The sequence below is a fragment of the Sphingomonas sp. genome (assembly GCF_965227385.1).
In the GTDB taxonomy this organism is placed as follows: domain Bacteria; phylum Pseudomonadota; class Alphaproteobacteria; order Sphingomonadales; family Sphingomonadaceae; genus Sphingomonas.
Genome location: NZ_OZ245750.1, coordinates 1,369,928 through 1,395,103 on the forward strand (window position 1 = coordinate 1,369,928; position 25,176 = coordinate 1,395,103).

A 25,176-nucleotide genomic window follows, 5' to 3' on the forward strand; every position below is an offset into this window, starting at 1 on the left:
TATGACCGAATTCATTCTGAACCTGATCGCCTGGGGCGGATATGTCGGGATTTTCATCCTGATGACGCTCGAGAATGTGTTTCCGCCGATACCGTCCGAGGTCATCATGGGCTTCGGCGGGATGGCCGTTGCGCGCGGCGACATGGACATGACCCCGCTGCTGATCGTCGCGACGCTCGGCACCACGGCGGGCAATATGGTGTGGTACGGCATCGGGCGCTGGATCGGGATCGCGCGGCTGAAGCCGTTCGTCGATCGCTATGGGCGCTGGCTGACGCTGACCTGGGACGAGGTCGAGCAGCTCAACCGCTTTTTCAACCGGCACGGGCTGTGGGTAGTGTTCTTCTTCCGCTTCCTGCCGACGTTCCGCACGATGATCTCGCTGCCCGCCGGGATGGCGAAGATGGGCATGCCGCGCTTCCTGCTCGCAACGTTTGTCGGCAGCGCGATCTGGAACGCGGTGCTGGCCTATGCCGGACTGCTGCTGGGGTCGCGGTTCGAGGAGCTGCAGGTCTATGTCGGGCCGGTCGCAATTCTCACGACGGCTGCGGTCGTCGTGGTGTGGGCCTATCGCGTGGTGACGTGGAAACGGCGGGTGGGCTAACCCCGGAAGCTGTCCTTCGCCGCGCGGCGTTCGGCCAGTTCCTCGACCGATTCAGCGCGCATGAAGGGGTTGGTCGCGCGTTCGAGCGCGATGGTCGTCGGCACGGTGGGCAGGCCCTGCGCGCGCATCGCATCGACTTCGGCCATCCGCGCGACCAGCGCGTGATTGTCCGGTTCGGCGACCAGCGCGTAGCGGCCGTTCGACTGGGTATATTCGTGCGCGCAATAGACGGTCGTGTCGCCGGGCAGCGCGGCGAGGCGCTGCATGTTCGCGAACATCTGCGCCGCCGTTCCTTCGAACAGGCGGCCGCAGCCCATCGCGAACAGCGTATCGCCGACGAAGACGATCTCGGCCTCGGGGAGGTGGTACGCGATATGGCCGGCGGTGTGGGCGGGGACGTCGATCACCTGCGCCGCGAAGTCGCCGAGCATGACCGTGTCGCCTTCGGCCACCAGCCGGTCGGCGGTCGGGATCTTTGCGGCCTCGGCGGCCGGGGCGATGATGGTGCAGCCGGTCGCGGCCTTGATCGCGGCATTTCCGCCGGTGTGATCGGGGTGCCAGTGGGTGTTCCAGATCGCCGAGATCGTCCAGCCGCGCGCTGCGGCAGCCTCCAGCACGGGTTCCGCCACGGCGGGGTCGACGACGATCGTCTCCCCTGACGCGGCGTCATGCGCGAGCCAGATGTAATTGTCGCTGAGCGCGGGGATGCGGACGACCTCGATTGCCATTACCAGGCCCCGGTGTTCGGCATCGACGCCCAGGGTTCGGCGGGTTCGAGATGGCCGTCCTGCAGCAGCTCGACCGAGATGCCGTCGGGGCTGCGCACGAACGCCATATGGCCGTCGCGCGGGGGGCGGTTGATCGTGACGCCGGCGTCCATCAGCCGCTGACAGGTTTCGTAGATATTCTCGACGCGATAGGCGAGGTGCCCGAAATTGCGGCCGCCGGTGTAGGTTTCCGCCGGGCTGCCATCCTCGGGCGGCCAGTTATAGGTAAGTTCCACCTCGGCGCGCGGGCGGCCATCGGCCTCGGACGTGTCGGCGGCGATGTCGCCCGGCGCAGCGAGGAAGATCAGCGTGAAGCGGCCCTTCTCGCTTTCCATCCGCCGGGTTTCCTTGAGCCCGAGCAGTTCGAAGAAGCGGATCGAGGCGTCCGGGTCGGTCACCCGGATCATGGTGTGGAGATAGTGCATCGGGAGTCCCTGTCGCTGGTTCGAGCCAGAGATAGGAAGGGATCGCCGGGAGTCTATTGTTCGGCCTTAAATTGTTCCAGCGCAGCGCGTGCTGAAGCGCCGATCGGGCCGTCGGGCGAAAGCTGCGCCGCGCGGGTCCATGCGGCCCTGGCCCCGGCTTCGTCGCGGGCGACGGCGGCGATATTGCCCGCCTCGAGCTGGACCGAGGCGTCGTCGCCGGCCATCTCAACCGCCTTGGCGATATGCTCGCGCGCAAGCGGGATATTGCCGGTGCGGCGCGCGAGATTGGCGGAAAGCAGCCACGCCATCGGGTCTTTGGCGGCGTGGACCAGTGCCTTGTCGAGGTCGCCGCGCGCGCCGCCGAGGTCGCCCGATGCGACCAGCGCGCGGGCGCGGTCAAGATGCGCCTCGCCGCGCTCCAGCCCCTCCAGCGTGCCGGTGGCGAGCGCAGCGTCGAGTGCGGCGCGCGCCTTGGCGGCCTCACCGGCGGCAAGCCAGGCATTGCCGGCCTGTGCCCAATATTTGGATGCACGACGGTCGCGCGCGACTTCGGCTTCGCGCGCGGCGGTTTCGAACGCGCCGCCCGCGCTGACCCAGCGCTGTTGCCGGGCATAGGCCATGCCGCGGCATTGTTCGGCGAAGAAGCGCCCGCCCGCCATGCGCCAGCGATTGGCCTCGGCAATTCCGGCGGCGGGTTCGTCGACCGCAAGCTCGACGCAGCGTTCCCAGCGCTGTTCCTCGGGCGAGGGCGGGCCGACGGGGGCGGGCGGCGTGACACTCTGGGCGGCGGCGGCGAGGAGCAGGAGCATCATGGCGTGGGGACGAGATCCTCAAGGGTGCGCAGGATCAGGGCGATGTCCTGCGAGCGCGACAGGCGGTGGTCGCCGTCCTTGACGAGAAGTGTCTGCACATCGTCTGAACGGAGCAGGCCGGCGAGGGTGACGCTGCGCTCCCACGGCACATCGGGGTCGCGCTGGCCGTGGATCAGCCGGGTGGGGATGGACAGGTCGATCGGGCCATGCATCAGCCGGTTGGCTTCGCCCGAGGACCAGAAGGCACGGGTGGTGACGGTGGGTTCGGGCGAATAGTCGGACGGCTGTTCGAGGCGGCCTTCGTTGAGCAGCGTCATCTTCTGCGCCTCTGTGAAGCCCCAGTCGGTGAAGTCGGGGGCGGCGGCGATGCCGACCAGGGCGGCGACGCGATCGGGCCGGGCCTGGGCCACCAGCAGCATGATCCACCCGCCCATCGACGATCCGACGAGAAGCACGGGTCCTTCGATCAGGCGGTCGATCAGCAGCAGCACGTCGTCGCGCCAGCCGGCCAGCGTCTGATCCGCGAACGCGCCCTCGCTCTCGCCGCAGCCGGCATAGTCGAAGCGCAGAAAGGCGCGGCCGGTGGATTGTGCCCAGGCTTCGAGTGCGACCGCCTTGCTCCCGCTCATGTCGGAGGCATAGCCGGGGAGGAACACGATCGTCGGACCGGTGCCGGGGCTGTGGTGAAAGGCGAGGCGGTGGCCGTTGGCGTTGATCATGGAGGGTGTTTAGGGGATTTTGGAGCGCTGACCAATTCATCCTCCCCCTGGCGAGGGGGGATAATTGGGATATGGTCGAACGATGGACGACACGCCATTGCCCCTCCTCTTCGGCGCGCATCTGGCGCGGGATCGTCGGCGGTCGGTGCATACGGTGCGGGCTTATGAAGCGACGGCGGCGCGGTTGATCGCGTTCCTGTCGGGGCATTGGGGCGGGGCGGTCGATCGGGCAACGCTGGGCCGGGTGAGCGCGGCCGACCTGCGCGCCTATCTGGCGCAGCGGCGCACTGACGGGATCGGCAATGCCAGCGCCGCGCGGGAGCTGTCGGCGGTGCGGGCGTTCCTCGCCTTTGCGGGCGGGGAGGACGCCGAGCTGCCCCGGCTGCGGGGGCCGCGCGTGCGCAAGGGCGTGCCGCGCCCAGTTTCTCCCGATGAGGCGGTCGCGCTGGCGGAGGAAGTGGCGGACGATGCGCGCGAACCGTGGATCGCGGCGCGCGATCTGGCGGTGCTGCTGCTGCTCTATGGCGCGGGGCTGCGGATCGGGGAGGCGATGGCGTTGACTGGTGCTGCGCTGCCGCTGGGCGAAACGCTGCGGGTCACGGGCAAGCGCGACAAGACGCGGATCGTGCCGCTGTTGCCGCAGGTGCGCGCGGCGGTGGAGGAGTATGTGCGGCTCTGTCCGTATGGCACCGCGCCGGGCGCGCCGCTGTTTCGCGGGGCGCGGGGCGGGCCGCTCGATCCGGCGCTGGTGCGGCGGGCGGTGCGCAAGGCACGGGTGCAGCTGGGCCTGCCCGAGCGGACGACGCCGCATGCGCTGCGCCACAGCTTTGCCACGCATCTGCTGGGGCGCGGGGCGGATCTGCGCGCCTTGCAGGAGCTGCTCGGCCATGCCAGCCTGAGTTCGACGCAAATCTACACCGCGGTGGACGCTGCGCATCTGCTCGACGTCTATCGCAACGCCCATCCGCGGGCGTGACATGCGGAACCCTTTCCCCCGCTCGGCCATTGGGGTCGCGGGCCTTCAGAACAGGAGAGATGAGATGATCCGGACCAGCTGCGCGATTGCCGCGCTGATGCTGACCGCTGCTTGCGGTGGCGCAGAGACGACTAACACTGCCATGCCTGCGAACGACGCCATGATGATGGGCAATGACGCGATGATGGGCAACGATGCCATGCCGATGGACAATGGCAGTGTCGCCGCCGAAAGCGCGACCGCAACGCTCGCCAAGGCCGATGGCAGCGCCGCGGGCAGCGCGGTGGCGACGACCACCGCCGAAGGGCTGGCGGTCACCGTCTCGGTCACCGGGATCACCCCCGGCGAACATGGCGTGCATGTCCATATGACCGGCAAGTGCGACGCACCGGCCTTTACCACCGCGGGCGGCCACTGGAATCCGGCATCGACCCAGCACGGGCTCGACAATCCGCAGGGCGCCCATGCCGGCGACATGCCCAACCTGAACGTCGCCGACGACGGTACCGGCACGCTGACCTTTACGCTGCGGTCGGGAACGATGGCGCAGCTGCTCGATGCCGATGGCTCGGCATTCGTGGTGCATGCGGGCAAGGACGACCAGAAGACCGATCCGTCGGGCGATAGCGGCGATCGCGTCGCGTGCGGTGTGTTCGCGGCGGGATAACTGCCTTTACGAGCCGGTCAGCGCAAAGCGCGCGACCGGCTCGTAGCTTGCCCCGCCATGGCCGAGGTGGCTCTCGTACAGCGTCATGTGGCTGACGGCGAACTCAGGGCTGGTCAGCGCGGCGTGGCGGGCGAGGAAGGCGTCGACCGGTCCCGCCGATCCCGCGAGCCGCGCCAGGGTCACGTGCGGGATATAGGCACGGTGTTCGGGCTCCAGACCGATGGCGATCAGCGCACGGTCGATCTTCCTGTGCAGCGCCGCCAGCGGATCGCGCGGCGCGACCCCGGCCCAAAGCGCGTTGGGGCGCCCCTTTGTCTCGAACGTCCCGCACCCGGCGATGCGCAGCGGGGGAAGCCCTGCGCGGATCGCGGAGAGCGCGGCTGCAACATTCTCGCCAGTGTGCGAATCGACCGTGCCGATGAAGCGCAGGGTGATGTGGAGCTGATCATCGTCCTGCCAGCGTGCATCTTCCACCCCGTCCATCACGTCGATGAGCAGGTCGCGAATCGGGGCAGGCGGGCGCAATGCGACGAACAGACGGTGCATGGGCGGGCATTAACCGACTTCGTCAGAGGCGGCGATTCCGGTTTTCCTTGAATCTCGCCAGGCAAAGCATGATATTCGGTAACATCCGGGCGGCCGATATTCAGAGACCGCCGGGCAAAGGAGTTTGAGATGGCGAACTGGTCTGACCCCCATTCGACCGCCGCACCGTTTGCGACGGCCGCAGGTACGCGGGATAGTGCCGCGTATGATGCGGGGCTGCGGTCCTACATGCTTTCGATCTACAACTATATGGCTTCGGGCGTGCTGCTGAGCGGCATCGTCGCACTCATGTTCGCATGGGGCGGCACCGAATCGATCGCCTATTCGGTCTTCGCCAATGGCGGGCCGCTGGTGTGGCTGATCATTCTGTCGCCGCTGGCGATCGTATTCGCGATGAGCTTTGGCCAGAACAAGTTCTCGACGCCGGCGCTGCAGGGCATGTTCTGGGCGTTCACGGTGCTGATGGGCCTGTCGCTCTCGACGCTGCTGCTGCGCTACACCGGCACCTCGGTCGCGCAGGCGTTCTTTGCCGCCGCAGCGGGTTTCGCGGGCCTGAGCCTCTATGGCTATACGACCAAGAAGGACCTGTCGGGCCTTGGCAGCTTTCTGATCGTCGGCCTGATCGGCATCATCGTGGCGTCGCTCATCAACATCTTCACCCAGTCGAGCACCCTGTCGCTGATCATCAGCATCGCGGGCGTACTGATCTTCGCGGGTCTGACGGCGTATGACACGCAGCGGATCAAGAGCATCTATCAGTATGTCGCCGGCACCGACATGGTCGGCAAGGCGGTGATCATGGGTGCGCTGACGCTGTATCTGGACTTCATCAACATGTTCCAGTTCATCCTCAGCCTGATCGGCAACCGCGAATAATCCGCGACGCCGATGGCGATTTCGGGAGGGCCCGGCCAGCGATGGCCGGGCCCTTCTGCGTTTCGGGGGCGGAACGCCGAGCCGGGCGCGCGCGTTTTGATCGTCCACCCATATGGGAGAGAGACGATGGACGACGATAAGAAGCGCGGCGACGCCGGGACCGACGAGAGCATCGCGGAACGGCTGGAGAAGAACCCCGAGAGCAAGCAGGCGCGGCTTGACCGTGCGCTGGACGAATCGATGGATGCCTCGGATCCGCCCTCGGGCACCCAGCCGATCCATTCGCACCATGCGGCGCCTTCGACCGGCTATGACGCCGACAAGGAGGCCGAGCTGGCGAAGCAGAAGGATGCGGCGAAGTAGCTGAACAGCCGTTTGCCCGGAGTTTGTCGAAGGGCGGCTACTGACAGCGGTGGCGTCGGCCCCTCGACAGGCTCAGGGCCAACGGACGTTACCGCCTCATCACATCGAGCGCTGCCGCCGTCATCGCTTCGGCGGCGGTGCCGATGACCTTTTCGGCATCAGGTGCCCATTTCGGGCTGTGCAGCGAGGGCAGGCCCTTGCCGCCATTGGCCTGCGCCTTGTCCCACGCATCCTGTGGCACGCCGCCGACCCAGTAGATCACGGCCTTCACCGACGGATCGGCGATCGGGTAGCGGCCAAAATCCTCGCCCGCCATGGTCGGGGCGATGTCGGTCACGCGCGTCGCGCCGAAGCGGGCGGTGAACAGCGTCTTGAGCTGCCCCGCAAAGGCCGGATCGCTGACGGCGGGCGGGGTGAAGGGTTCGCGCACGGTGACGACCGGCATGCGATCCTCAGGCACCCCCGCCGCGATCGCCTCTCCCCTCGCGATGCGGGCGATGCCGTCGAGCAATTGCTTGCGCACTTCGGGCGTATAGGCGCGGACGGTGAGCAGCAGCAGCGCCTGGTCCGGGATGATGTTGTGGCGGGTTCCGCCCTGGAAACTGCCGACCGTGACCACAGCGGAATCGAGCGGGTCGATTTCGCGCGCGACCAGCGTCTGCAAGGCGGAGACGATGCGCGCGCCGAGCACGATCGGGTCCCTGGTCGTCGCGGGATAGGCGCCGTGGCCGCCGACGCCCTTCACCACGATGTCGACCGAATCGACGCTGGCGAAGGTCGGACCTGCGCGGATGCCGATCACGCCCGCGGGGAGTGCGGCGCTGTTGTGAAAGGCGATGGCGTGGGTTGGCTTGGGGAAGCGGGTGTAGAGGCCGTCGTTGAGCATCGCGATTGCGCCGCCGCTGCTCTCTTCGGCGGGCTGGGCGATCATCACCACCGTGCCGCGCCACTGGTCCTTCATCGCGGCGAGGTTGCGCAACGTGCCGACCCAGGCGGTCATGTGCGTGTCGTGCGCGCAGGCGTGCATGACGCCGCTCTCGACGCCCTCGGGCGTGCGGGTGCGCACCTTCGAAGCGAAGGGCAGGCCGGTTTCCTCGGTCACCGGCAGGCCATCCATATCGGCGCGGATCAGCACGACCGGGCCGTCGCCATTCTTCAGTACCGCGACGACGCCCGTGCCGCCGACCTGTTCGGTGACCGTGTAGCCGGCCTTGCGCGCTTCGGCGGCGAGCTTGGCGGCGGTCCTGACCTCGGCGAGGCTGATCTCCGGGTTGGCGTGGAGGTCGCGGTACAGCGTCATCAGCGACGGCAGCTCGCGCGTCGTTGCGTCGCGGACGCTGTCGGCCGCGGCGGGCAGGGCGAGCGCGAGGGTCGCGGCGGTGGCGGCGATAAGGGTCTTCATGCGGATACCCTAGTTCGCCCCCGCAGCGACGCAACGGCCAAGAAGGGTTACCCCGCCGGGACCAGTTCGATCACGTCGAGCTGTGAATCGAAATTGGGAGAGGGCAGCACCAGACGCCACCGGCCGATGGCGAAGCGTTCGATATAGCCGGCCATGTCGCGCTTGCGATCAAGGCTGTAGGGCAGCGCCTTGCGTTCGTCGCCAAGTTCGAGCGTGCCGAGGAAGATCACGCGCGCGTCGGTTTCGGCGTAGAGCGTGCCCGACGGACGCTGTTCGCCCTCCAGCACCGCGAAGACCGGCATCTCACCATCGCGGCCGACGCGACAGCGGACCGGCGGGCGCTCGGCAAAGGCCTGCAGGTCGGGGCGGTACGCGCCGAGCTTGAAGGTGCGGCAGCGATAGTCGCCGGCGGGCGGCATCGCGCTGGCGAGCGCGCGATCGGGCTCGAACAGAGCGCCCCCGCGCGCGATTGCGCCATTATCGGCGGCGCGCGCAGCGGGCAGGGCGGCAACCCATGCCTTGCGCCAGTCGCGCAGCCGTTCGCGGTCCGGCTCGGTCGCGACGGCGCGCCAGCGCGTTTCGGGCGCGGTTTCCACCAGGCTGAGGCCGTCGCGCGCGCATCCGGCGAGCGCGAACCCTGCGACGAGCGTGAGTAGCGCGTGCCGCATCATGCCGCCGTCCACCCGCCGTCCATGCTGTAATTCGCGCCGGTGATCGATCGCGCGTCGTCGCGGCACAGGAACAGGGTGAGCGCGGCGACCTGTTCGGGCAGCACGAATTCCTTGGTCGGCTGGGCGGCCAGCAAAACGTCGTTCATCACCTGCTCGCGCGTCAGGCCCCGCGCCTTCATCGTGTCGGGGATCTGGTTCTCCACCAAGGGCGTCCAGACATAGCCGGGCGAGATGCAATTGACGGTGACGCCGTCGGTCGCAGTTTCCAGCGCGATGGTCTTGGTCAGGCCCGCGACGCCATGCTTGGCGGCGACATATGCGGACTTGTTGGGGCTGGCGACCAGGCTGTGGGCCGAGGCGGTGTTGATGATGCGGCCCCATTTCGCCGCCTTCATATGCGGCACGGCGGCGCGCATCATGTGCCAGGCCGAGGACAGGTTGATCGCGATGATCGCGTCCCATTTTTCGGGCGGAAATTCCTCGATCTTCGCGACGTGCTGGATGCCGGCATTGTTGACGATGATGTCCGGGCCGCCGAGTTCGGCGTGGCAGCGTTCGACCATCGCGTAGATCGCGTCGGGCTTGCTCATGTCGGCGGCGTCGTAGAGCGCCTTGGCACCGCTGATCCCCTCAAGCCCCGCGCGCTCGGTTTCGATCGCATCCGCGTCGCCGAACCCGTTGATCATCACACTGGCGCCCTCCGCCGCCAGCGCCTTGGCGATGGCGAGGCCGATGCCCGAGGTGGAGCCGGTGACGATGGCGGACTTGCCCTTGAGGAACATGGGATACTCCTGGTTAGCGTTTGGCGAGGTCGAAGGCGGCGGTGCGGCCGTCGGCGATGTTGCTGGCGATCAGACGGGCATTGGCCATCGTGCGCGCGACATCGTCGCGGCCCGCCTGCCAATGTTCGCGCATCGAGCGCGCGGAAAATTCGAAATCGCGGCTGCCCCCTTCCCACGCATTGGCGCGGTAGATCAGGTGGACGAGGCTGACCGGTGCTTCGTCCGCCGCCCGACGCAGCGCGGCAACATCGGGATCGTCGGCGAGGCTGTCGGGGAGCTTGGCCAGCACCTTGCGGATCAGTTCGCGCTCCTTGCGCAGCTTCAGCCGCTCGTCGCTGACCTGGCGGGTGCGGCTGGAGAAGCGGATTTCCTTCTCACGCGCCATCACGTCGGTGATCGTGTGCGGCATCGCGGCGGCGGCGGAGAACAGGTCGACCTGAAACACCAGCATCGCGCTGAGCTGATGATCGAGGACATGGATGAGCGGGGTGTTCGAGACGAGGCCGCCGTCCCAATAATATTTGCCGTCGATCTCGACCGGGGGCAGGCCGGGGGGCAGCGCACCCGAGGCCATGATGTGGCGCGCATCGATGCGGTCGGTGCTGGTATCGAAGTAACGGAAATTGCCGCTCTCGATCTCGACCGCGCCGACCGAGAGGCGCACCGGGCCGGTGTTGAGCAGATCCCAGTCGACCAGCGCGTCCAGCGTCTCGGCAAGTGCGGCGGTATCGTAATAGCTGAGCGCGGCGCAGCTTCCCGGCGTCGCGAAGAAGGGCGGGACGGTGCGCGGGTGGAAAAAGCCGGGGACACCCTGTGCCAGCACCGCTGCGGCGGACCATTCATGGACGAATTCGCGCACCTGATCCTGCGGGAAGATCGGGAAGCTGGGCAGGCCGCTGGTGACGCGATTCCAGAAGGCTTCGAGCCGCTCGACCCGGCGTTCGGGCGGATTGCCCGCGACGATCGCGGCGTTGATCGCGCCGATCGAGATGCCGGCGACCCAGTCGGGTGCGATGTCCGCGCTTGCCAGCGCCTCGATGACCCCGGCCTGATAGCTGCCGAGCGCGCCGCCGCCCTGCAGCACCAAGGCGACGCAGCCGGGGAGCGGCAGCGGCGCGTCGCTGCCCGCTTTGCTGCGGCGTTGCGGATCGGCATCGGCCATGGCGCACATGTGGTGCAACGCAGCGCGAAGGGCAATGCGGGATTCTTCATGCAACGCGATGCCGCTTGGGGCATTGTGGCGGGAAGGAAACGATAAAAGGGGATGGGCCATGCGGCTCGACGATCTCGATCCCAGCGACAATGTCCGCGACCTCGGCTCCGGCGGGGGCGGGTTCGGCGGGGGTGGCGGCAATATTCTGTTCGCGCTGCTGCCGATGTTGCTCGGCAGCCGGCTGGGCTGTGGCACGATCGCGCTGATCGGCATTGGCGCGGCGATCTTCATGACGCTGGGCGGTGGCGGCGCATTGCTTGGCGGCGGCGGCACGACCGGCAGCGGCGGGCAGCAGGTGGCGCAGCAAAAGGCATGCGACACGCCCGAGGAGCTGCAGGCGTGCCGTGTGATGACCAGCACCGAACAGACCTGGACCAAGCTCTTCGCCGATCAGGGCCAGCGTTATCCGGCACCGGTGCTCAATTTCTATGAAGGCGGCGTGCAGTCGGGCTGCGGTCAGGCAAGCTCGGCAGCGGGGCCGTTCTATTGCCCGGCGGATCGCGGCATCTATCTCGACACCGCGTTCTTCCGCGAGCTGTCGACGCGATTCGGTGCGGCGGGCGACTTTGCCCAGAATTACGTGATCGCGCATGAGGTTGGCCACCATATCCAGAATGTCAGCGGCACGATGGAGCAGGTGCGCGCGCGCCAGTCGCGAATGAGCCAGGCCGAGGGCAATGCGCTGTCGGTGCGGGTCGAGCTGCAGGCGGATTGCTATGCCGGCGTGTGGGCCGCGCAGAACCGCGACCGGCTGGAATCCGGTGACATCGAGGAAGGGTTGCGCGCGGCCGAAGCGATCGGCGACGATACGCTGCAGCGTCAGGCACAGGGGACGGTCGTGCCCGAAAGCTTTACCCATGGCACATCGGCGCAGCGTATGAAGTGGCTGAAGCGCGGGCTGGACAGCGGCAATCCTGCCGCCTGCGATACGTTCAGCGGCGCGATTTGAGGATGACTGGATGAGTGTCGCATTCCGCCGCGAAAGCGACGAGGACCATAAGGAACCCCGGTTCGAGCTGCCAATCCCGGCTGGCCCCAATCTGGTGACCGCGCGCGGGCTGGCGCTGATCGGCGAACAGGTGCGCGCACTGGAGGTACAGCTCGACGGGCTGGAGGGCGAGGAGGCACGTGCGCCGCTGCTGCGCGACCTGCGCTACTGGCATACGCGACAGACCACCGCGCAGCTCGCGCCGGTGCCGGAGGCGGATGTGGTCGCGATCGGATCGCGTGTCGGCTTTCGCCTGAACGGGCGGGCGCGCGCGATCGACATCGTCGGCCACGACGAGGCCGATCCCGCGCAGGACCGCATCGCGTTTCAAGCGCCGCTCGCCGCCGCCATGCTCGGCGCGGAAGTGGGCGATCGCGTCGATTTCGGCGGGCGCAGCGATGCGATCGAAATCCTATCAGCCGAGCCTATCCCCACCTGACACCAAAGGCCCGGGTGTTTCCACCCGGGCCAAGGGATACGGACCGGCGAACCGGCTCCGCTTGGGAGTTCCGGTCAGTAAGTGCCGGAAAAGCTGCGGTTGAGGTAATGCGGGCCGCGATTGTCGTCGCGCTCGCGCTCGCCGAACATCGCGCCGCTGCGGTCTTCGTCGCGCCAGGCGGCCTTGGCTTCGTCCGCCGTCTTGCGGATCGTCACCCGGTCATCGACCGACTCGATCCAGCGCGACGGGATCGAATGGTGATGGCCACCCGCATCGGGATCGCTCTTGGTCAGGACGATGCGGTCGCCGCGCACCTTGTCGACCGTGCCGATATGCGCGCCGTCCGACCCGACCACTTCCATATGCTCGGTCACGCGCGCGAGCGAACTGCGCTGACCCTGACGCTCGGTGCGCCAGGCGCCGAACTCGTTTTCGAACCGGGTCTGATTTTCGCGGCGATATTCGTGATAGTCGCGGTCGAGATCCTCGATCTGGCGGCGGCGCCAGCCGTGATAGTCGTCGTCACGCGCGCCCCAATCGTTGCCGTAACGCGCGTCATAGCGTGCGTCGGCGGCACGGCGGCGCTCCGCTTCCTCGTCACCGAACCATGAGCGGACTTCGTCGCCCGCGCGGTCGAAAAAGCCGCGATCGTCATAGCTGTAGCCTTCGGGCCCGCGCTCGCGCCCGCGGCCACGGCCGCTGCGGCCGTCTTCATACTGGCTGCGATAGCCACGGCTGCCGCTGGTGTAGCGATCGTCATAATCGCGCCCGCCGCGCTGGCCGCGCGCGCCGTAGCGATCGTCGCCCCGGCCCCGGTCATCCTGATCTGCGGCATAATATTCTCGCGCGCTCGATCGGTAGCGGTCGCGATCCGGGTCGTAGCCATAGCCATAACCTGAATTGCGCGACGAACTGCGGTCGCTCACGCCCCAGTCATTGCGATTGTCGTTGCGATAGGGTTCGTAGCCCATGGGGTCCTCCTCATCCTGCCGGTTCCGGGCACGCGACATCCGCCTGCCCCACGGCAAAAAAATGAACGAGTTGCGGGGCTTGTTCCGACCGGGTGGGGGGACGGTGCGATGAATGGGGGCAGGGACCCGCCCACCGGAAAATCGGCGGCTTTGGCGTTGCAAAACGAGCGGAGGAAAGCTAGACGAGCCGCCTTCCGGCAGTGCCGGGGCGTGGAGCGGGGCTGTAGCTCAGATGGGAGAGCGCTGCAATCGCACTGCAGAGGTCAGGGGTTCGATTCCCCTCAGCTCCACCAACCTAAAGCATGGAAAATAAACGATTTTCTGGCTTATGCGGCCAGAGCGTGTTTGTGTTCAGTATCGCTCGCGTATCGCAAGTGCACCTTGGTGTGCTTCGAGAGCTCGTCGAAAAACTCGTCGATCGCGGCCACCGCTGCGTTCAGATAGGTGGGCGACAGGTGCTCATAGTTGCGCGCGGTCGTGCCCTGTGGGCTGTGTCCGGCAAGCATCTGCCGCTGCTCCGACGGCACGCCGCGTTCTGCCAGCCAGGTGAGCATCGTGTGTCGAAGCGTCTTCGGGGTCGCGCCTACAACGCCAGCCTCCTGACAGGCGGCGTTCCACGCGGTCTTGATGCTCCTTGTCTCACGCTCGAAATGCGTGGGGCCGCCGGGAACGCGGTTCTTCTCCGCGATCGGCACCTTGTATTTGATGAGCTTGCCGGTGATGCCTTCGACCCAAGGGCGCACTCCCTTCGCCATCGGGACAACCGCGCGAAGCTTGCGCGAATGGACGCGGCCCGGTTGGCGCGGGTCGATCAGGTTGCGCTTCAGGTCGATATTGGCGTCGGTGAGCTCGAGGATCGCCTCGGGCCTGCCGGCGGTGCCTAGTTCAAGGACGATGAAGCGCACGATGTGCTCGCGCTCGACCCGGCCGGCGCAAACACTCAGAATGGCGGTGATCTCTTCGAACGACAGCAGGCGATCGCGAGGTGGTGCTTTCTGGTGCTCCGGGACGCTCGCGATGAACGGGGGATGGTCGATCCTTTGGGCCTTCCACGCCCAAGTCAGTGCTCCTCGCAGTGCGGCGAGGTCGCGGTCGATCGTGTGTCCACCGAGACCGGCCTGCGCGCGCCAGGTGCGAAATTGCATTTGCAGGTCAGGGGTGAGCTCCGCGACCGTTGGCCCCTTGACCCGGCCGCGCCTACGCTCATTCTCGAAGAATGCGATCCATTGGTCGACTGAGTACAAGTTCATGCTCGGGACGTCCAACCCAGTAAGCCGCTGCTCCTATGAGCGACTGAATCTGGTGGCGTTGCCCGAAAAACTCGACAGCAACCCCCATCTTCATTGCGTCGCGAACTTCACGCGGGCGTTCTGGCAGCAAAACCTCGACAAGCCCTGGGAAGAGGAACTGGCCAAGATCTGGGAGCGTGTCACACGAGGGGCAGGCTCGATCATAATCGATGTGAATAGCAGCGAACGCATTGCCTCCTACATCACCAAGGAGATGCTGCGTCCAGATCACGATTGGCGACGGAATGCCGCGTTCATAAAAGGCTGCCGGCCCCGCCAGTGGCGCTGGCTGATAGTTCTCTGGCAGACGCGGCATCGCATTCGACCTAGTCAATGCGACATTCTGGGCCAACGCGGTGCTGCGTTAAGGGCGGCAGGCTTTTTCGACGCCGCCTCTGGCCAGCATGGCGGTATCGCAACGACTTGGCTCATCCAACCTGCCCCCCGAGTAATGCGGCGAGGGCCTCGCTCTGAACCAGCCTGCGCGCCATTGCGCGTGTCTCGTCCGCCGCCGCCGCCGCCGCATCGCGCTCCGCGTCGAGCAGGGCAAGCATCGGTTGCGCGCCTGCCCGCACCTCGAGCCGGACGCTGCGTAGCGCCGTATCCGAAGCTTCGCGCCGAGCTCGGGCCGCCACCAGGGCCCGGTCAGCACCGATCAAGGCGGCATAGGCACCCGCTGTTCGCCGCTCGACCTCTTGCTCGGCAGCGGCGAGTTGTGCGCTGCGTTCGGCCAGGTCCGCCTCTGCTTCGCGGACCTTTGCCCCGGCGCGTCCGCCATCGAACAAGGTCCAGCGCGCGCGCACGCCGACGCTCGCGCTATCGGCGCGATAGCCGGGGAAGAACTGGTCGCGCACGCTCGCCGCCTCGGCATAAGCACCCAGTGTTGGCAGGCGCTCGGCTCGTGCGCCGGATACGCCGCCGCGTGCCGCATGGACCATCGCCCGCGCTGCCGCGATGCCGGGATTGTTCGCCCGCGCACGCGCAATCGCCGCTTGCATCGACAGGTCCGGCAATGGCGAGACGGGCAAGCGTTCGTCGAGCGCGACGTCCATCCCCGCGAGCGCCCGCAGCCCGGCGCGCGCCGCCGCCTGCTCGCCCTCGGCTGTGGCGCGTGCGGCCTGCGCTTCGGCGAGGCGGGCTTCAGCCAGCGCCATATCAGTGCTGGTCCCGGCCCCGGTCTCATATTTCAGCCGCGCCTGGCGCACTGCTTCGGTCAGGGCTGTTTCCATCCGACCATAGGCGGCGGCTGCATCGCGCGCTGCGACCGCTTCGGCATAGGTGCGCACCACATCGATCCGCAGCGATAGCGTTGACATCGCCGTGCTCGCCTGTGCGGCGGCCTCCCCCGCACGAGCTTGGCCAATCGCCGCGCCGATCCGGCCGCCGGTATAGAGCGGCAACTCAGTTCCGAACTGAAGCGCGCGCGGCGTGACGGCATCGGCGTTGAGTCCGAAAAATCCCTGTGGATCAATCCGCCCGACACCGACCTGCCCCTGCACGCTGGCACTGGGCATCCTCTCGGCCCGCGCCTGATCGACCCGCGCGGAGGCAGCGTCGGCGCGCGCACGCGCTGCGGCAAGGTCGGGCGATCGCGCCAGCGTCGCTTCGACCACGGCATCAAGCGATTGCGCCTGCGCCGGCGCAACGAATGTCAGCGCGGTCGATGCCGCGAGCAGCGCGCTCAGAGCATGGTGCCTCACCGGAACACCGTGCCCGGCCGCACGCCGATGCGCTTGAACACCATCGCCGCCGGGCAGAAGCCCGTAAACGCCGCCTGGAGCATATTGGCCCCGGCAAATAAAGTGAGGCCGATCCACCAGGGATGGACGGTCAACGACAGGATTGCACTCACCAGCACGACGGTTCCGGCAAAGGCGAGCACGGCGCGATCAAGGTTCATGGATCAGACCTTTCCTTAGTCGAAGCGGAGTTTCTTGATGCCCAGGACGTGCAGCGCGAGCTTTTCGTAAAAGGGTTCGCTCTCGCCCTTGCGGACCTTGCGCAGGAAATATTTCTCGAAGCCGATCTTCGCGAGATGAACCCATTTGCCCGATGCCGACCAGTTGGTGTTGCGCGGCGGGATTTGCGGCTTGGCGACGAACGCAACGCCGCCATCGCCGAAATCGGCAAGGCAGATGGCGTTCCACGTCGCCTCATGCGTGGGTTCTTCGCCGGCATGAATTTGCTTCAGATTCTGTGCGATCGCGGTGACCATGCTCTCGATCATGAAGCCGGTCTTGGGCACGCCCACGGGGAGCGGCGTCGGCCCGGTCGGCGGGATCGCGATGCACACGCCCAGCGCAAAAATGTTGCGATAGGTCGGGTTGCGCTGGTGCTTGTCGGTCAGGATAAAGCCGCGCGGATTGCTCAGCCCGTCGATCCCCTGCACCGCAGGCACACCACGGAATGCCGGCAAGAGCATGGCCCAGCCGAAATCGAGGTCGTGCGCCTTTTTGAGGGAGCCGTCCTCATTGACCTCTTCGGCGTGCAGCACGCCATCGTCGACGCTGGTCACGCGCGTGTTGGTCAGCCATTTGATGTGCCGCTCGCGCATCTCGCTTTCGAGCATCGACTTGGTGTCGCCGACCCCGTCGAGGCCGAGATGCCCGATATAGGGCTCGGGCGTGACGAAGGTCATCGGCACCTTGTCCCGGATCTTGCGGCGCTTGAGCTCGGTGTCGAGCACCATCGCCATCTCATAGGCCGGGCCATAGCAGGACGCGCCCTGCGCCGCGCCGACGACGATCGGGCGCGGATTGGCGCACAGCTCCTCGAACTTCGCATGCGCTGCGGCGGCGTGATCGGTGTGGCAGATCGACTCGGTATGGCCATCCGGGCCGAAGCCGGGGATCTCATCGAACGCAAGGTCCGGGCCCGTCGCGATGACCAGATGGTCATAGGTAACCGAGCTACCGTCGAGCAGTTCGACCCGGTTCTCGGTCGGATGCACCTTGGCGGCACCAATGCTTGAATAGGCAATGCCGTGCTTCTGCATCACGGGGGGCAGATGGACTCGAATCGCCTCCGGCTCGCGCCAGCCAACTGCGACCCAAGGGTTGGACGGGACGAACCAATAGTCCTCGCCCTTGTTCACCACGGTGACGCGCGCTTGGCCCTTCAGCGCCTCGCGAATTTCATACGCGGCGATGGTGCCGCCCAGACCCGCCCCCAGCACCACGACATGTGAATCCGACATGACCTCTCTCCAATAAATTCGAGTTGACTAATATGCCTTTCAATGCATATTAGCAATAAGCAATTTTAGAGGATTGCCATGTTCGGTCTTTTCAGGAGACACGCGATGCGTGAGGTCACCCCCAATGAGTTGAAGGCAATGATCGCGGACGGAACCGCGCTGGTCGTCGACGTGCGTGAGCATGATGAGTTTGCGAGCGGGCATATCGCCGATGCGGTCAATTTGCCGCTCTCGACCTTTGACCCCGCAGCACTCCCCGATCCCGGCGCACGCACGCTCGTGCTCAATTGCGCGGGCGGCAAGCGGTCGGCGATGGCGCTGGGCAAGTGCGCGGTGGCGCAGGCGGCAGTCGACACGCATCTCGCCGGCGGGATCGGCGCGTGGAAGGCCGCTGGCCTTCCTGTCACTCAGGGAGCCTGACCGATGCGCCGACGCCTCGCCCTGTTGCTCGCGGCAACCGCCCTTCCGCTCGCCGCCTGCGGGGGCGAGGCCGAGGCGCCGACCGCCAGCGCCACCCGCTATGCCGGGCCGACGCTAACCGTCCGCAACACCGACGCCGCCGACTGGCGGACCGTCAGCGCCAGCATCACGAGCGTCGATCAGGCGCAGGCCATGGCGCGCATCCCTGGCGTGCTGACCAGCCTGACCGTCAAGGAAGGTGATATGGTCGCGCGCGGACAGGTGATCGGGCGCATCGTCGACAGCCAGCTTGGCTATCAGAGCAGCGCATATGGCGCACAGGCCGCCGCTGCCGAGGCTCAGGCAGCGCAGGCGCGGGCCGAGTTGGCGCGGACCGAGTTTCTTTATGACAATGGCGTTTATGCCAAGGCGCGGCTGGATCAGGCGCAGGCCGGTGCGCGGGCGGCGGAGGCACAGATCCGCGCCGCCCGCTCGCAGCAATCGGCGGTTTCCGCCGTCGCTGGACAGGGCGCAGTGACCGCGCCGTCCGCCGGGCGCGTGCTGATGGCCAACATCCCTGCCGGTTCAGCGGTTGCGCCGGGCATGGCGATCGCGACGATCACGTCCGGCCCGGTGATCCTGCGGCTCGAACTGCCCGAAAGCCTTGCCGCCACGATTCGGCCGGGCGCGGGGGTTACCGCCGAACTCGCCCCCGGCAACACGCGGCGCGGCAGGGTGACGAAACTGTATCCCGCAGTGAATGGTGGCCAGGTGTCGGCCGATGTCGTCATCGACAAGCTGCCGGCGGACCTGATCGGCCGCCGCGTATCGGCGCGGGTTGAGGCCGGACGCCGCGCGGCGCTGATCGTTCCCAAGGTTGCGATTGCTACCCGCTTCGGGGTGGACAGCGTCCGACTGGTCGGTGCGGACGGGACGCTTGCGACGGTGCCGGTGCAGACTGCGCCGACCGGTGATGCCGATCGCGTCGAAATTCTGTCGGGCATCGCCGCGGGCGACCGGATCGCGCTGGGAGCGCAAAAATGAACCTCGGCATATCCGGGCGGCTGACGCGCGCCTTCATCAATTCGCCGCTGACTCCATTGGCGCTGCTCGCGGCGATTCTGGTCGGCCTGCTCGCCACCATTACCATCCCGCGTGAGGAAGAGCCGCAAATCTCCGTGCCTATGGTCGACATCATGGTCGCGGCACCCGGCCTGTCGGCGGGCGATGCGGTCGAACTGGTCGCCAAGCCGCTGGAGACGATCGTCAAGTCGGTCGACGGGGTCGAGCATGTCTATACCCAGGCCGAATCCAATGGCGTGATGGTCACCGCCCGCTTCCTTGTCGGCTCCAAGCCCGAAGACGCCGCGATTCGGATCGAGGAGAAGCTGCGCGCCAATATCGACCGGATCCCGGTCGGTATCCCGCCGCCGCATGTGACCGTGCGGGGCATCAATGATGTGCCGATCGTCGTGCTCACCCTGACCCCGCGCCCCGACGCACCCGGGGCGTGGAGTGATCAGACGCTCGCGCAGCTCGCCGGGCGCCTGCGCACCGAAATCGCGAAGGTGCCCGATGTCGGCCTGACCTTCATCGTCGGCGGCCAGCAGCAGGCGATCCGCATCGCTCCCGATCCCGCGCGGCTTGCTGCGATGCAGGTGCCGCTGGGCAATGTCATCGAGGCGACGTCACAGGCCAATCGCGCCTTTCCCGTCGGACAGGTGCGCGAGGGCGGTGAGACGGCTCAGGTGGTGGCCGGGCGCACGCTCGAGTCCGCCGACGCGGTCGGCGCTCTGGTGGTCCGCTCGATTAACGGCGCGCCCGTCTATCTGCGCGATGTGGCCGAGGTCAGCGAAGCGCCGACCCAGGATCAGGCGCGCGCGTGGCGTTGGTCGCGCGACGGCGATCGCTGGTCGAGCGCTCCGGCGGTCAGCCTCGCCATCGCCAAGCGCGCCGGGGCGAATGCGGTCACGGTGTCGCACGCGATCACCGACCGGGTCGAGCGGCTGAAGGGGAGCCTGATCCCCGATACCGTCACCGTCGCGGTGACGCGCAACTATGGCGAGACCGCCGATCACAAGGCGAACGAGCTGTTGTTCCACCTTGCGCTCGCGACCGTGTCGATCGTGCTGCTGATCGGTTTTGCGATTGGCTGGCGCGAGGCCGGGGTGACCGCGATCGTGATCCCGACCACCATTCTGCTCACCATGTTCGCATCGAACCTGATGGGTTTTACGATCAATCGGGTCAGCCTATTCGCACTGATCTTTTCGATCGGTATCCTCGTCGACGACGCGATCGTGATGATCGAGAACATCGCTCGCCACTGGGCGATGGGCGATGTCGGGACCGAGGGCGGTCGCACGCGCGTGTCCGCTGCGATCGATGCAGTGGCGGAAGTCGGCAACCCTACGATCGTCGCGACGCTGACCGTGGTCGCCGCGCTGCTGCCGATGCTGTTCGTCTCGGGACTGATGGGGCCGTATATGGCACCGATCCCGATCAACGCCTCGGCGGCGATGATCTTCTCCTTCTTTGTCGCGGTGATCATCGCGCCGTGGCTGATGATCCGCTTCGCCCGCAAGACGCTTGCGGCGGCCCATGGCCATGACGATGCCCATGGCGGCAAGCTCGGTGCGATCTATGGCCGCGTAGCCGCGCGGGTGATCGCTAGCCGGCGCAGCGCCTGGACATTCCTGATCGCGGTCGGGCTGGCGACATTGCTCGCCGGATCGATGTTCTATTTCAAGGCAGTGACGGTGAAGCTGCTTCCATTCGACAACAAGTCGGAGGTGCAGTTGGTCGTCGACCTGCCCGAAGGGACCAGCCTGGAGGCGACATCGCGAATGCTGGAACAGGCGGCGGCGGTCGCGCGTAGCGTGCCCGAGGTGACGGCGATGGAGGCATATGCCGGGACGTCAGCCCCGTTCAACTTCAACGGGCTGGTCCGCCACTATTTCCTGCGCGACAAGCCGTGGATGGGCGACCTGATGCTCACCCTCGCCCCCAAGGAGGAGCGGGCGCGTGCCAGCCATGACGTTGCCGTCGCGCTGCGCGAACGATTGAAGGCGCTGCCGCTGCCCACCGGTGGATCGGTCAAGGTCGTCGAAACGCCGCCCGGTCCGCCGGTCATGGCCACGCTGCTCGCCGAAATCTATGGGCCCGACGAAGCGACTCGGCGCAACGTTGCGGTCGAGGTGGAGAAGCTGTTCCGCTCGGTCCCGTTCATAGTCGATGTCGACAACAGCTTCGGTGCGCCGGTGCCCGAACTGCGGCTGATCCCGCAGCGCGACCGGCTCGACTATTACGGCCTGTCCGAACGCCAGCTGTTCGATTCGATCGGCGCGCTGCTGGGCAATACAGTGGTCGGTCATGCGCCGCAGGGCGATGGACGCGACGCGCTGCCGATCCAGATTGGCCTCAACCAGTCGCAGCGCAGCTGGAGCCAGGCGCTTGCTGCAACGCCGGTCGCGGTGACACGCGGGGCCGCCGGGCCACAGCTGGTGCCGCTGGGCGAGCTGGTCGAGGCGCGGATGGTCAAGGCTGACCCGTCGATCTTCCGCCGCGACGGTCGCGGGGCAGCGATGGTCAGCGCCGAACTGGCCGGTCGTTACGAAGCGCCGATTTATGGCATGCTCGCCGTGAACGAAGCGATCGACGCACATGACTGGGCCGCGCGCGGCCTGCCCAAGCCCGAAATCCGCCTGAACGGTCAGCCCGAGGAGGAAAGCACCCCGTCACTGTTGTGGGACGGGGAATGGGAGATCACCTGGGTCACGTTCCGCGACATGGGCGCAGCGTTCATGGTCGCGCTGCTCGGCATCTATGTGCTGGTCGTCGCGCAGTTCGGTAATTTCAAGATTCCGCTGGTGATCCTGACGCCGGTCCCGCTGACGTTGGTCGGCATCGTGCTGGGCCATATGCTGTTCGATGCGCCGTTCACCGCGACCTCGATGATCGGGTTCATCGCGCTTGCGGGGATCATCGTGCGGAACTCGATCCTGCTGGTGGATTTTATCCGTCATGCCCGATCGGAGGATAAATCGCTGCGCGACACACTGCTGGAAGCCGGGATGATCCGGTTCAAGCCGATCGTGCTGACGGCGGCAGCGGCAATGATCGGCGCAGCGGTGATCCTGACCGACCCGATCTTTCAGGGGCTTGCGATTTCGCTGTTGTTCGGCTTGGCTTCCTCGACACTGCTGACCGTGCTTGTCATCCCCGCCATCTATGTGGTGCTGCGCGATGACGAGCGGCCAATGACAAGGGCACTTCAATGAGCGCACTGGACCTATCCCTCGACGAAATGCGCGTGCAGGCGGATGGCCTCGCCCGCCACCTGCGCGCGCTCGCCAATCCGGCACGCCTGCTGATCCTGTGCCGATTGTCGGCCGGGGAAGCGTCAGTGGGCGAGCTGGTCGAGGTGACGGGTCTGTCGCAATCGGCGGTGTCCCAGCACCTTGCGCTGCTGCGCGAGGCGGGCGCGGTGGCGGCGCGTGTCGATCAGCAGCTGCGTCACTATTCGATCTCCGATCCGCAGGTTGGCCGGATCTTTGACGCGCTGTGCAGTGCGTGCCGCGATGGTGATACCGCGCAAGCCTGACCTCTCTTTATATTGACATGCACGCATATAAGGACTACTTAATACTCCGGGAACGCAATTCGGAGTAGCAGATCATGACCAATGGCGACGCAGCGCTTGCCCAGGCGGCGGAAATAGCCCGTTCCTGCCGCAGCGACAGAATGCCGGTGCCGATCGTGCGCGGCTTCTTCGATGAGGCGACGTTTACGGTCAGCTATGTCGTCCATGATCCGATCGCGCGGGTTGCGGCGATCATCGACAGCGTGCTGGACTTCGACCCTGCTTCCGGGCGCACCGGCCATGGTTCGGCCCAAGCGATCATCGAGTATGTGAAGGGGCGCGGGCTGACTGTCGAATGGCTGCTCGAAACCCATGTCCATGCCGACCACCTCTCCGCCGCGCCTTGGCTGCAGGCTCAACTGGGCGGAAAGCTAGCGATCAGTCGCCATATCACTATGGTCCAAGACACGTTTGGCAAGCTGTTCAACGCTGGGACCGAATTTGAACGCGACGGATCTCAGTTCGACCAGCTGCTTGATGACGGCGATGGCTTCATGCTGGGGTCGATCCGCGCCACCGCGCTGGCCGTGCCGGGTCACACACCGGCCGACCTCGCCTTCGTCATCGGCGATGCAGTGTTTCCGGGCGATACGATCTTCATGCCCGATTACGGCACCGCACGCGCGGATTTTCCGGGCGGCGATGCCCGGCGGCTGTATCATTCGATCCGCCGCCTGCTCGCGCTCCCGCGTGAGGCGCGGCTGTTCATGTGCCATGATTACAAGGCCCCGGATCGCGACGAGTTCCGCTGGGAAACCACTATCGGTGCGCAACGCGATGCGAATGTCCATGTCCATGACGGGATCGGCGAGGATGAATTCGTCGCAATGCGGACCGCCCGCGACCGCTCGCTCGGCATGCCCCGGCTGATCCTGCCGTCGATCCAGGTGAACATGCGCGGCGGCCGCCTGCCCGAGCCAGAATCGAACGGCACACGGTATCTCAAGATCCCGCTCGATGCGGTGTGACCGGTCCGGCAAAAGCGTGATGGAGGCGGACCATGGTTGACGTGGCCTATCTGCTGCTCGGGCTGCTGTCTGGCGCGCTGGTCGGCTTTTCGCTCGGCTTGGTCGGCGGCGGCGGGTCGATCCTCGCGGTTCCGCTGATGGTTTATGTCGTCGGCGTCGCCAATCCGCATATCGCGATCGGCACCGCAGCGCTGGCGGTCGCGGCAAATGCAGCAACCGGACTCGCCAGCCATGCGCGTGCCCATACCGTCAAATGGCGGTGTGGCGGCATGTTCGCCGCAGCGGGCGTAATCGGCGCGCTTGCCGGTTCGACGCTCGGCAAGGCGGTGGACGGCCAAAAGCTGCTGTTCCTTTTCGCGTTACTTATGGTCGCGGTCGGCGTGCTGATGATCCGCGGCCGCAAGGCCAAGGGCGACCCGACGGCACAATGCACCCGAACCAACGCGCCCCGCGTGCTAAGCTACGGTCTAGGCAGCGGCGCATTCTCGGGCTTTTTCGGCATTGGTGGCGGATTTCTGATCGTTCCCGGCCTGATCGCATCCACCCATATGCCGATCGTCAACGCTGTTGGCACCAGCTTGGTCGCCGTGACTGCCTTCGGTATGACGACGGCGCTCAGCTATGCGTTTTCAGGATTGGTCGACTGGCCGCTCGCCGGCATTTTCATCGCGGGCGGCGTTGCTGGGGGACTGGCCGGCACCGCCGTCGCGCGCCGCTTGTCGGGCGACAGCAACCTGACGCTAGTGTTTGCAGGACTGATCTTCGCTGTTTCCGCTTATATGCTGTGGCATAGCTCTCGATCAATTTAAGGTTGCGACGTTATATTCGCATTTATTCTATGCAAAGCACTCAGAAATTCTGGTGATATAGATCGAAACCGACTTTGTTGTTTGGCGCTCCCCAAAACTCATTCATATTGCAGTGAGATCATCCCAAACCGAATGGCAACATACTGGCGATCGAGTCGTGCCCTACTACGACCGCTATGGGGCACACTGCACACATGGGCCGAGTGTCCGCTCCGAGGACGCTTGCGGCCTGTTCAGCTCGAAAGCCCTTCGACCTTGCATTGAACTGGCTTACCGAAACGAGCTGACCGGTTCGAGGCAAGGTGGTTCATGGCAAGCACAGAAGCCACCGCAGTCATCCAGAAGCCACCCGCATCCCATGTCGCGATGATCGATAGTGACCACGTCAACAAGGAGAGACGAGGTCACAAATGCACTTGTTCAAGATCATCGCCGCTGACGGCGCGACGCTCACGGTCTGTGCGGAAGACTATGACACGGCCGCGGACGATCCGGGCTTTTTTCTTGCTCGCTGATCCACCCACTGTGTTTAACGCGGGGGAGTGGGCCTTGGCCCGGCCGTGCACTGGCGCCCCGGCGACAATCCCCTCCATGCAGACGATCAACTGATTGCGCAGACGTTGATCTGGGCAGCGCGCAACGGCGCTGGCCT

General features: G+C 66.2%; 28 protein-coding genes and 1 tRNA gene. 14 read left to right on the plus strand and 15 right to left on the minus strand.

Features of this window, described 5'->3' with window-relative positions; all coding sequences use genetic code 11:
- Position 1: 1 nt before the first annotated feature.
- Positions 2 to 604 (plus strand): DedA family protein, encoded by a 603-nt coding sequence (locus ACO05N_RS06650; protein ID WP_422056376.1) that lies wholly within the window; start codon positions 2 to 4, stop codon positions 602 to 604.
- Here the strand turns inward: ACO05N_RS06650 and gloB are convergent.
- From gloB to ACO05N_RS06670, 4 genes are read right to left on the minus strand one after another with little or no spacing between them, the layout of a single operon-like run.
- Positions 601 to 1,332 carry a hydroxyacylglutathione hydrolase gene (gloB, locus tag ACO05N_RS06655; protein ID WP_422056377.1) on the minus strand — a complete coding sequence of 244 codons (732 nt, stop codon included), beginning with the start codon at positions 1,330 to 1,332 and terminating at the stop codon, positions 601 to 603. The genes ACO05N_RS06650 and gloB overlap by 4 nt on opposite strands.
- A complete protein-coding gene (locus ACO05N_RS06660; RefSeq protein ID WP_422056378.1) occupies positions 1,332 to 1,796 on the minus strand; it encodes a VOC family protein in 465 nt (154 codons plus the stop codon). The genes gloB and ACO05N_RS06660 overlap by 1 nt, the downstream gene beginning before the upstream one ends.
- A gap of 53 nt (positions 1,797 to 1,849) precedes the next feature.
- A complete protein-coding gene (locus ACO05N_RS06665) occupies positions 1,850 to 2,608 on the minus strand; it encodes a tetratricopeptide repeat protein (protein WP_422056379.1) in 759 nt (252 codons plus the stop codon).
- Positions 2,605 to 3,327, minus strand: coding sequence for an alpha/beta fold hydrolase (locus tag ACO05N_RS06670; RefSeq protein ID WP_422056380.1), 723 nt, complete (start codon positions 3,325 to 3,327; stop codon positions 2,605 to 2,607). The genes ACO05N_RS06665 and ACO05N_RS06670 overlap by 4 nt, the downstream gene beginning before the upstream one ends.
- Positions 3,328 to 3,409: 82 nt before the next feature.
- Here ACO05N_RS06670 and ACO05N_RS06675 point away from each other — a divergent pair, with 82 nt between their 5' ends.
- Positions 3,410 to 4,303, plus strand: a complete 894-nt coding sequence (locus ACO05N_RS06675; protein WP_422056381.1) for a tyrosine recombinase XerC — start codon at positions 3,410 to 3,412, stop codon at positions 4,301 to 4,303.
- A 64-nt stretch (positions 4,304 to 4,367) separates the two neighbouring features.
- A complete protein-coding gene (locus ACO05N_RS06680; RefSeq protein ID WP_422056382.1) occupies positions 4,368 to 4,970 on the plus strand; it encodes a superoxide dismutase family protein in 603 nt (200 codons plus the stop codon).
- A gap of 6 nt (positions 4,971 to 4,976) precedes the next feature.
- On the opposite strand, the gene thpR is transcribed toward ACO05N_RS06680, so the two are convergent.
- Positions 4,977 to 5,516 carry an RNA 2',3'-cyclic phosphodiesterase gene (thpR, locus tag ACO05N_RS06685; RefSeq protein WP_422056383.1) on the minus strand — a complete coding sequence of 180 codons (540 nt, stop codon included), beginning with the start codon at positions 5,514 to 5,516 and terminating at the stop codon, positions 4,977 to 4,979.
- Between the two features lie 129 nt (positions 5,517 to 5,645).
- Between thpR and ACO05N_RS06690 the strand changes: the two genes are divergently transcribed.
- Both ACO05N_RS06690 and ACO05N_RS06695 read left to right on the plus strand, forming a co-directional pair.
- Positions 5,646 to 6,392, plus strand: a complete 747-nt coding sequence (locus tag ACO05N_RS06690) for a Bax inhibitor-1/YccA family protein (protein WP_422056384.1) — start codon at positions 5,646 to 5,648, stop codon at positions 6,390 to 6,392.
- Positions 6,393 to 6,518: 126 nt separating this feature from the next.
- Positions 6,519 to 6,755, plus strand: coding sequence for a hypothetical protein (locus ACO05N_RS06695; RefSeq protein ID WP_422056385.1), 237 nt, complete (start codon positions 6,519 to 6,521; stop codon positions 6,753 to 6,755).
- A gap of 88 nt (positions 6,756 to 6,843) precedes the next feature.
- Here the strand turns inward: ACO05N_RS06695 and ACO05N_RS06700 are convergent, their stop codons facing one another.
- Genes ACO05N_RS06700 through ACO05N_RS06715 form a run of 4 tightly spaced genes read right to left on the minus strand, consistent with a single transcriptional unit; the run spans position 6,844 to position 10,772 of the window.
- Positions 6,844 to 8,157 (minus strand): amidohydrolase, encoded by a 1,314-nt coding sequence (locus ACO05N_RS06700; RefSeq protein ID WP_422056386.1) that lies wholly within the window; start codon positions 8,155 to 8,157, stop codon positions 6,844 to 6,846.
- 47 nt (positions 8,158 to 8,204) lie between these two features.
- On the minus strand, positions 8,205 to 8,825 hold the full coding sequence (locus tag ACO05N_RS06705) for a DUF4893 domain-containing protein (protein WP_422056387.1): 621 nt from the start codon (positions 8,823 to 8,825) through the stop codon (positions 8,205 to 8,207).
- The gene (locus ACO05N_RS06710; protein ID WP_422056388.1) at positions 8,825 to 9,610 is read right to left on the minus strand and encodes a 3-hydroxybutyrate dehydrogenase; all 786 of its coding nucleotides are present in this window, start codon (positions 9,608 to 9,610) and stop codon (positions 8,825 to 8,827) included. Before ACO05N_RS06710 ends, ACO05N_RS06705 begins: the two co-directional genes overlap by 1 nt.
- Before the next feature lie 13 nt (positions 9,611 to 9,623).
- Positions 9,624 to 10,772, minus strand: a complete 1,149-nt coding sequence (locus ACO05N_RS06715) for a patatin-like phospholipase family protein (RefSeq protein WP_422056389.1) — start codon at positions 10,770 to 10,772, stop codon at positions 9,624 to 9,626.
- 109 nt (positions 10,773 to 10,881) lie between these two features.
- Here ACO05N_RS06715 and ACO05N_RS06720 point away from each other — a divergent pair, with 109 nt between their 5' ends.
- Together ACO05N_RS06720 and ACO05N_RS06725 are read left to right on the plus strand one after the other, a co-directional pair.
- Entirely contained in the window at positions 10,882 to 11,772 is an 891-nt protein-coding gene (locus ACO05N_RS06720) for a neutral zinc metallopeptidase (protein WP_422056390.1), read from the plus strand.
- Positions 11,773 to 11,782: 10 nt separating this feature from the next.
- Positions 11,783 to 12,250, plus strand: coding sequence for a GreA/GreB family elongation factor (locus tag ACO05N_RS06725; protein WP_422056391.1), 468 nt, complete (start codon positions 11,783 to 11,785; stop codon positions 12,248 to 12,250).
- 74 nt (positions 12,251 to 12,324) lie between these two features.
- Here ACO05N_RS06725 and ACO05N_RS06730 read toward each other — a convergent pair whose 3' ends face one another.
- Positions 12,325 to 13,221 carry a DUF2171 domain-containing protein gene (locus tag ACO05N_RS06730; protein WP_422056392.1) on the minus strand — a complete coding sequence of 299 codons (897 nt, stop codon included), beginning with the start codon at positions 13,219 to 13,221 and terminating at the stop codon, positions 12,325 to 12,327.
- A 217-nt stretch (positions 13,222 to 13,438) separates the two neighbouring features.
- Here ACO05N_RS06730 and ACO05N_RS06735 point away from each other — a divergent pair.
- A tRNA-Ala gene (locus ACO05N_RS06735) sits at positions 13,439 to 13,514 on the plus strand.
- Between the two features lie 33 nt (positions 13,515 to 13,547).
- Here the strand turns inward: ACO05N_RS06735 and ACO05N_RS06740 are convergent.
- The 5 genes from ACO05N_RS06740 to ACO05N_RS06760 all read right to left on the minus strand — a co-directional run bounded on the left by ACO05N_RS06740 (position 13,548) and on the right by ACO05N_RS06760 (position 17,706).
- The gene (locus tag ACO05N_RS06740; protein ID WP_422056393.1) at positions 13,548 to 14,366 is read right to left on the minus strand and encodes a tyrosine-type recombinase/integrase; all 819 of its coding nucleotides are present in this window, start codon (positions 14,364 to 14,366) and stop codon (positions 13,548 to 13,550) included.
- A 58-nt stretch (positions 14,367 to 14,424) separates the two neighbouring features.
- On the minus strand, positions 14,425 to 14,826 hold the full coding sequence (locus ACO05N_RS06745) for a hypothetical protein (RefSeq protein ID WP_422056394.1): 402 nt from the start codon (positions 14,824 to 14,826) through the stop codon (positions 14,425 to 14,427).
- A 112-nt stretch (positions 14,827 to 14,938) separates the two neighbouring features.
- Entirely contained in the window at positions 14,939 to 16,210 is a 1,272-nt protein-coding gene (locus ACO05N_RS06750; protein ID WP_422056395.1) for a TolC family protein, read from the minus strand.
- Positions 16,207 to 16,410: a YgaP family membrane protein gene (locus ACO05N_RS06755; protein WP_422056396.1), complete on the minus strand. Its 204-nt coding sequence runs from the start codon at positions 16,408 to 16,410 to the stop codon at positions 16,207 to 16,209. The genes ACO05N_RS06750 and ACO05N_RS06755 overlap by 4 nt, the downstream gene beginning before the upstream one ends.
- Before the next feature lie 15 nt (positions 16,411 to 16,425).
- On the minus strand, positions 16,426 to 17,706 hold the full coding sequence (locus ACO05N_RS06760; protein ID WP_422056397.1) for an NAD(P)/FAD-dependent oxidoreductase: 1,281 nt from the start codon (positions 17,704 to 17,706) through the stop codon (positions 16,426 to 16,428).
- A 78-nt stretch (positions 17,707 to 17,784) separates the two neighbouring features.
- On the opposite strand from ACO05N_RS06760, the gene ACO05N_RS06765 reads away from it, so the two are divergent.
- The 6 genes from ACO05N_RS06765 (at position 17,785) to ACO05N_RS06790 (ending at position 24,524) form a co-directional block, all read left to right on the plus strand.
- Positions 17,785 to 18,126, plus strand: a complete 342-nt coding sequence (locus ACO05N_RS06765; protein ID WP_422056398.1) for a rhodanese-like domain-containing protein — start codon at positions 17,785 to 17,787, stop codon at positions 18,124 to 18,126.
- Between the two features lie 3 nt (positions 18,127 to 18,129).
- Positions 18,130 to 19,149, plus strand: coding sequence for an efflux RND transporter periplasmic adaptor subunit (locus tag ACO05N_RS06770; RefSeq protein WP_422056399.1), 1,020 nt, complete (start codon positions 18,130 to 18,132; stop codon positions 19,147 to 19,149).
- A complete protein-coding gene (locus ACO05N_RS06775; protein ID WP_422056400.1) occupies positions 19,146 to 22,385 on the plus strand; it encodes an efflux RND transporter permease subunit in 3,240 nt (1,079 codons plus the stop codon). The genes ACO05N_RS06770 and ACO05N_RS06775 overlap by 4 nt, the downstream gene beginning before the upstream one ends.
- The gene (locus ACO05N_RS06780; RefSeq protein ID WP_422056401.1) at positions 22,382 to 22,708 is read left to right on the plus strand and encodes an ArsR/SmtB family transcription factor; all 327 of its coding nucleotides are present in this window, start codon (positions 22,382 to 22,384) and stop codon (positions 22,706 to 22,708) included. The genes ACO05N_RS06775 and ACO05N_RS06780 overlap by 4 nt, the downstream gene beginning before the upstream one ends.
- Positions 22,709 to 22,782: 74 nt before the next feature.
- Positions 22,783 to 23,715 carry an MBL fold metallo-hydrolase gene (locus tag ACO05N_RS06785; protein ID WP_422056402.1) on the plus strand — a complete coding sequence of 311 codons (933 nt, stop codon included), beginning with the start codon at positions 22,783 to 22,785 and terminating at the stop codon, positions 23,713 to 23,715.
- Between the two features lie 32 nt (positions 23,716 to 23,747).
- Positions 23,748 to 24,524, plus strand: coding sequence for a sulfite exporter TauE/SafE family protein (locus ACO05N_RS06790; RefSeq protein WP_422056403.1), 777 nt, complete (start codon positions 23,748 to 23,750; stop codon positions 24,522 to 24,524).
- The last annotated feature ends 652 nt before the right edge of the window (positions 24,525 to 25,176 follow it).

Bases quoted from the DNA above. Each gene is read 5' to 3' on its own strand.
- ACO05N_RS06765 (WP_422056398.1), top strand. From the start codon at position 17,785: ATGTTCGGTCTTTTCAGGAGACACGCGATGCGTGAGGTCACCCCCAAT.
- ACO05N_RS06780 (WP_422056401.1), top strand. From the start codon at position 22,382: ATGAGCGCACTGGACCTATCCCTCGACGAAATGCGCGTGCAGGCGGAT.
- ACO05N_RS06695 (WP_422056385.1), top strand. From the start codon at position 6,519: ATGGACGACGATAAGAAGCGCGGCGACGCCGGGACCGACGAGAGCATC.
- ACO05N_RS06710 (WP_422056388.1), bottom strand. From the start codon at position 9,610: ATGTTCCTCAAGGGCAAGTCCGCCATCGTCACCGGCTCCACCTCGGGC.
- ACO05N_RS06790 (WP_422056403.1), top strand. From the start codon at position 23,748: ATGGTTGACGTGGCCTATCTGCTGCTCGGGCTGCTGTCTGGCGCGCTG.
- gloB (WP_422056377.1), bottom strand. From the start codon at position 1,332: ATGGCAATCGAGGTCGTCCGCATCCCCGCGCTCAGCGACAATTACATC.
- ACO05N_RS06770 (WP_422056399.1), top strand. From the start codon at position 18,130: ATGCGCCGACGCCTCGCCCTGTTGCTCGCGGCAACCGCCCTTCCGCTC.
- ACO05N_RS06700 (WP_422056386.1), bottom strand. From the start codon at position 8,157: ATGAAGACCCTTATCGCCGCCACCGCCGCGACCCTCGCGCTCGCCCTG.
- ACO05N_RS06775 (WP_422056400.1), top strand. From the start codon at position 19,146: ATGAACCTCGGCATATCCGGGCGGCTGACGCGCGCCTTCATCAATTCG.
- ACO05N_RS06740 (WP_422056393.1), bottom strand. From the start codon at position 14,366: ATGCAATTTCGCACCTGGCGCGCGCAGGCCGGTCTCGGTGGACACACG.
- ACO05N_RS06755 (WP_422056396.1), bottom strand. From the start codon at position 16,410: ATGAACCTTGATCGCGCCGTGCTCGCCTTTGCCGGAACCGTCGTGCTG.
- ACO05N_RS06675 (WP_422056381.1), top strand. From the start codon at position 3,410: ATGGACGACACGCCATTGCCCCTCCTCTTCGGCGCGCATCTGGCGCGG.
- ACO05N_RS06680 (WP_422056382.1), top strand. From the start codon at position 4,368: ATGATCCGGACCAGCTGCGCGATTGCCGCGCTGATGCTGACCGCTGCT.
- ACO05N_RS06730 (WP_422056392.1), bottom strand. From the start codon at position 13,221: ATGGGCTACGAACCCTATCGCAACGACAATCGCAATGACTGGGGCGTG.
- thpR (WP_422056383.1), bottom strand. From the start codon at position 5,516: ATGCACCGTCTGTTCGTCGCATTGCGCCCGCCTGCCCCGATTCGCGAC.
- ACO05N_RS06715 (WP_422056389.1), bottom strand. From the start codon at position 10,772: ATGGCCGATGCCGATCCGCAACGCCGCAGCAAAGCGGGCAGCGACGCG.
- ACO05N_RS06720 (WP_422056390.1), top strand. From the start codon at position 10,882: ATGCGGCTCGACGATCTCGATCCCAGCGACAATGTCCGCGACCTCGGC.
- ACO05N_RS06725 (WP_422056391.1), top strand. From the start codon at position 11,783: ATGAGTGTCGCATTCCGCCGCGAAAGCGACGAGGACCATAAGGAACCC.
- ACO05N_RS06650 (WP_422056376.1), top strand. From the start codon at position 2: ATGACCGAATTCATTCTGAACCTGATCGCCTGGGGCGGATATGTCGGG.
- ACO05N_RS06665 (WP_422056379.1), bottom strand. From the start codon at position 2,608: ATGATGCTCCTGCTCCTCGCCGCCGCCGCCCAGAGTGTCACGCCGCCC.
- ACO05N_RS06660 (WP_422056378.1), bottom strand. From the start codon at position 1,796: ATGCACTATCTCCACACCATGATCCGGGTGACCGACCCGGACGCCTCG.
- ACO05N_RS06705 (WP_422056387.1), bottom strand. From the start codon at position 8,825: ATGCGGCACGCGCTACTCACGCTCGTCGCAGGGTTCGCGCTCGCCGGA.
- ACO05N_RS06670 (WP_422056380.1), bottom strand. From the start codon at position 3,327: ATGATCAACGCCAACGGCCACCGCCTCGCCTTTCACCACAGCCCCGGC.
- ACO05N_RS06760 (WP_422056397.1), bottom strand. From the start codon at position 17,706: ATGTCGGATTCACATGTCGTGGTGCTGGGGGCGGGTCTGGGCGGCACC.
- ACO05N_RS06745 (WP_422056394.1), bottom strand. From the start codon at position 14,826: ATGCCGCGTCTGCCAGAGAACTATCAGCCAGCGCCACTGGCGGGGCCG.
- ACO05N_RS06690 (WP_422056384.1), top strand. From the start codon at position 5,646: ATGGCGAACTGGTCTGACCCCCATTCGACCGCCGCACCGTTTGCGACG.
- ACO05N_RS06785 (WP_422056402.1), top strand. From the start codon at position 22,783: ATGACCAATGGCGACGCAGCGCTTGCCCAGGCGGCGGAAATAGCCCGT.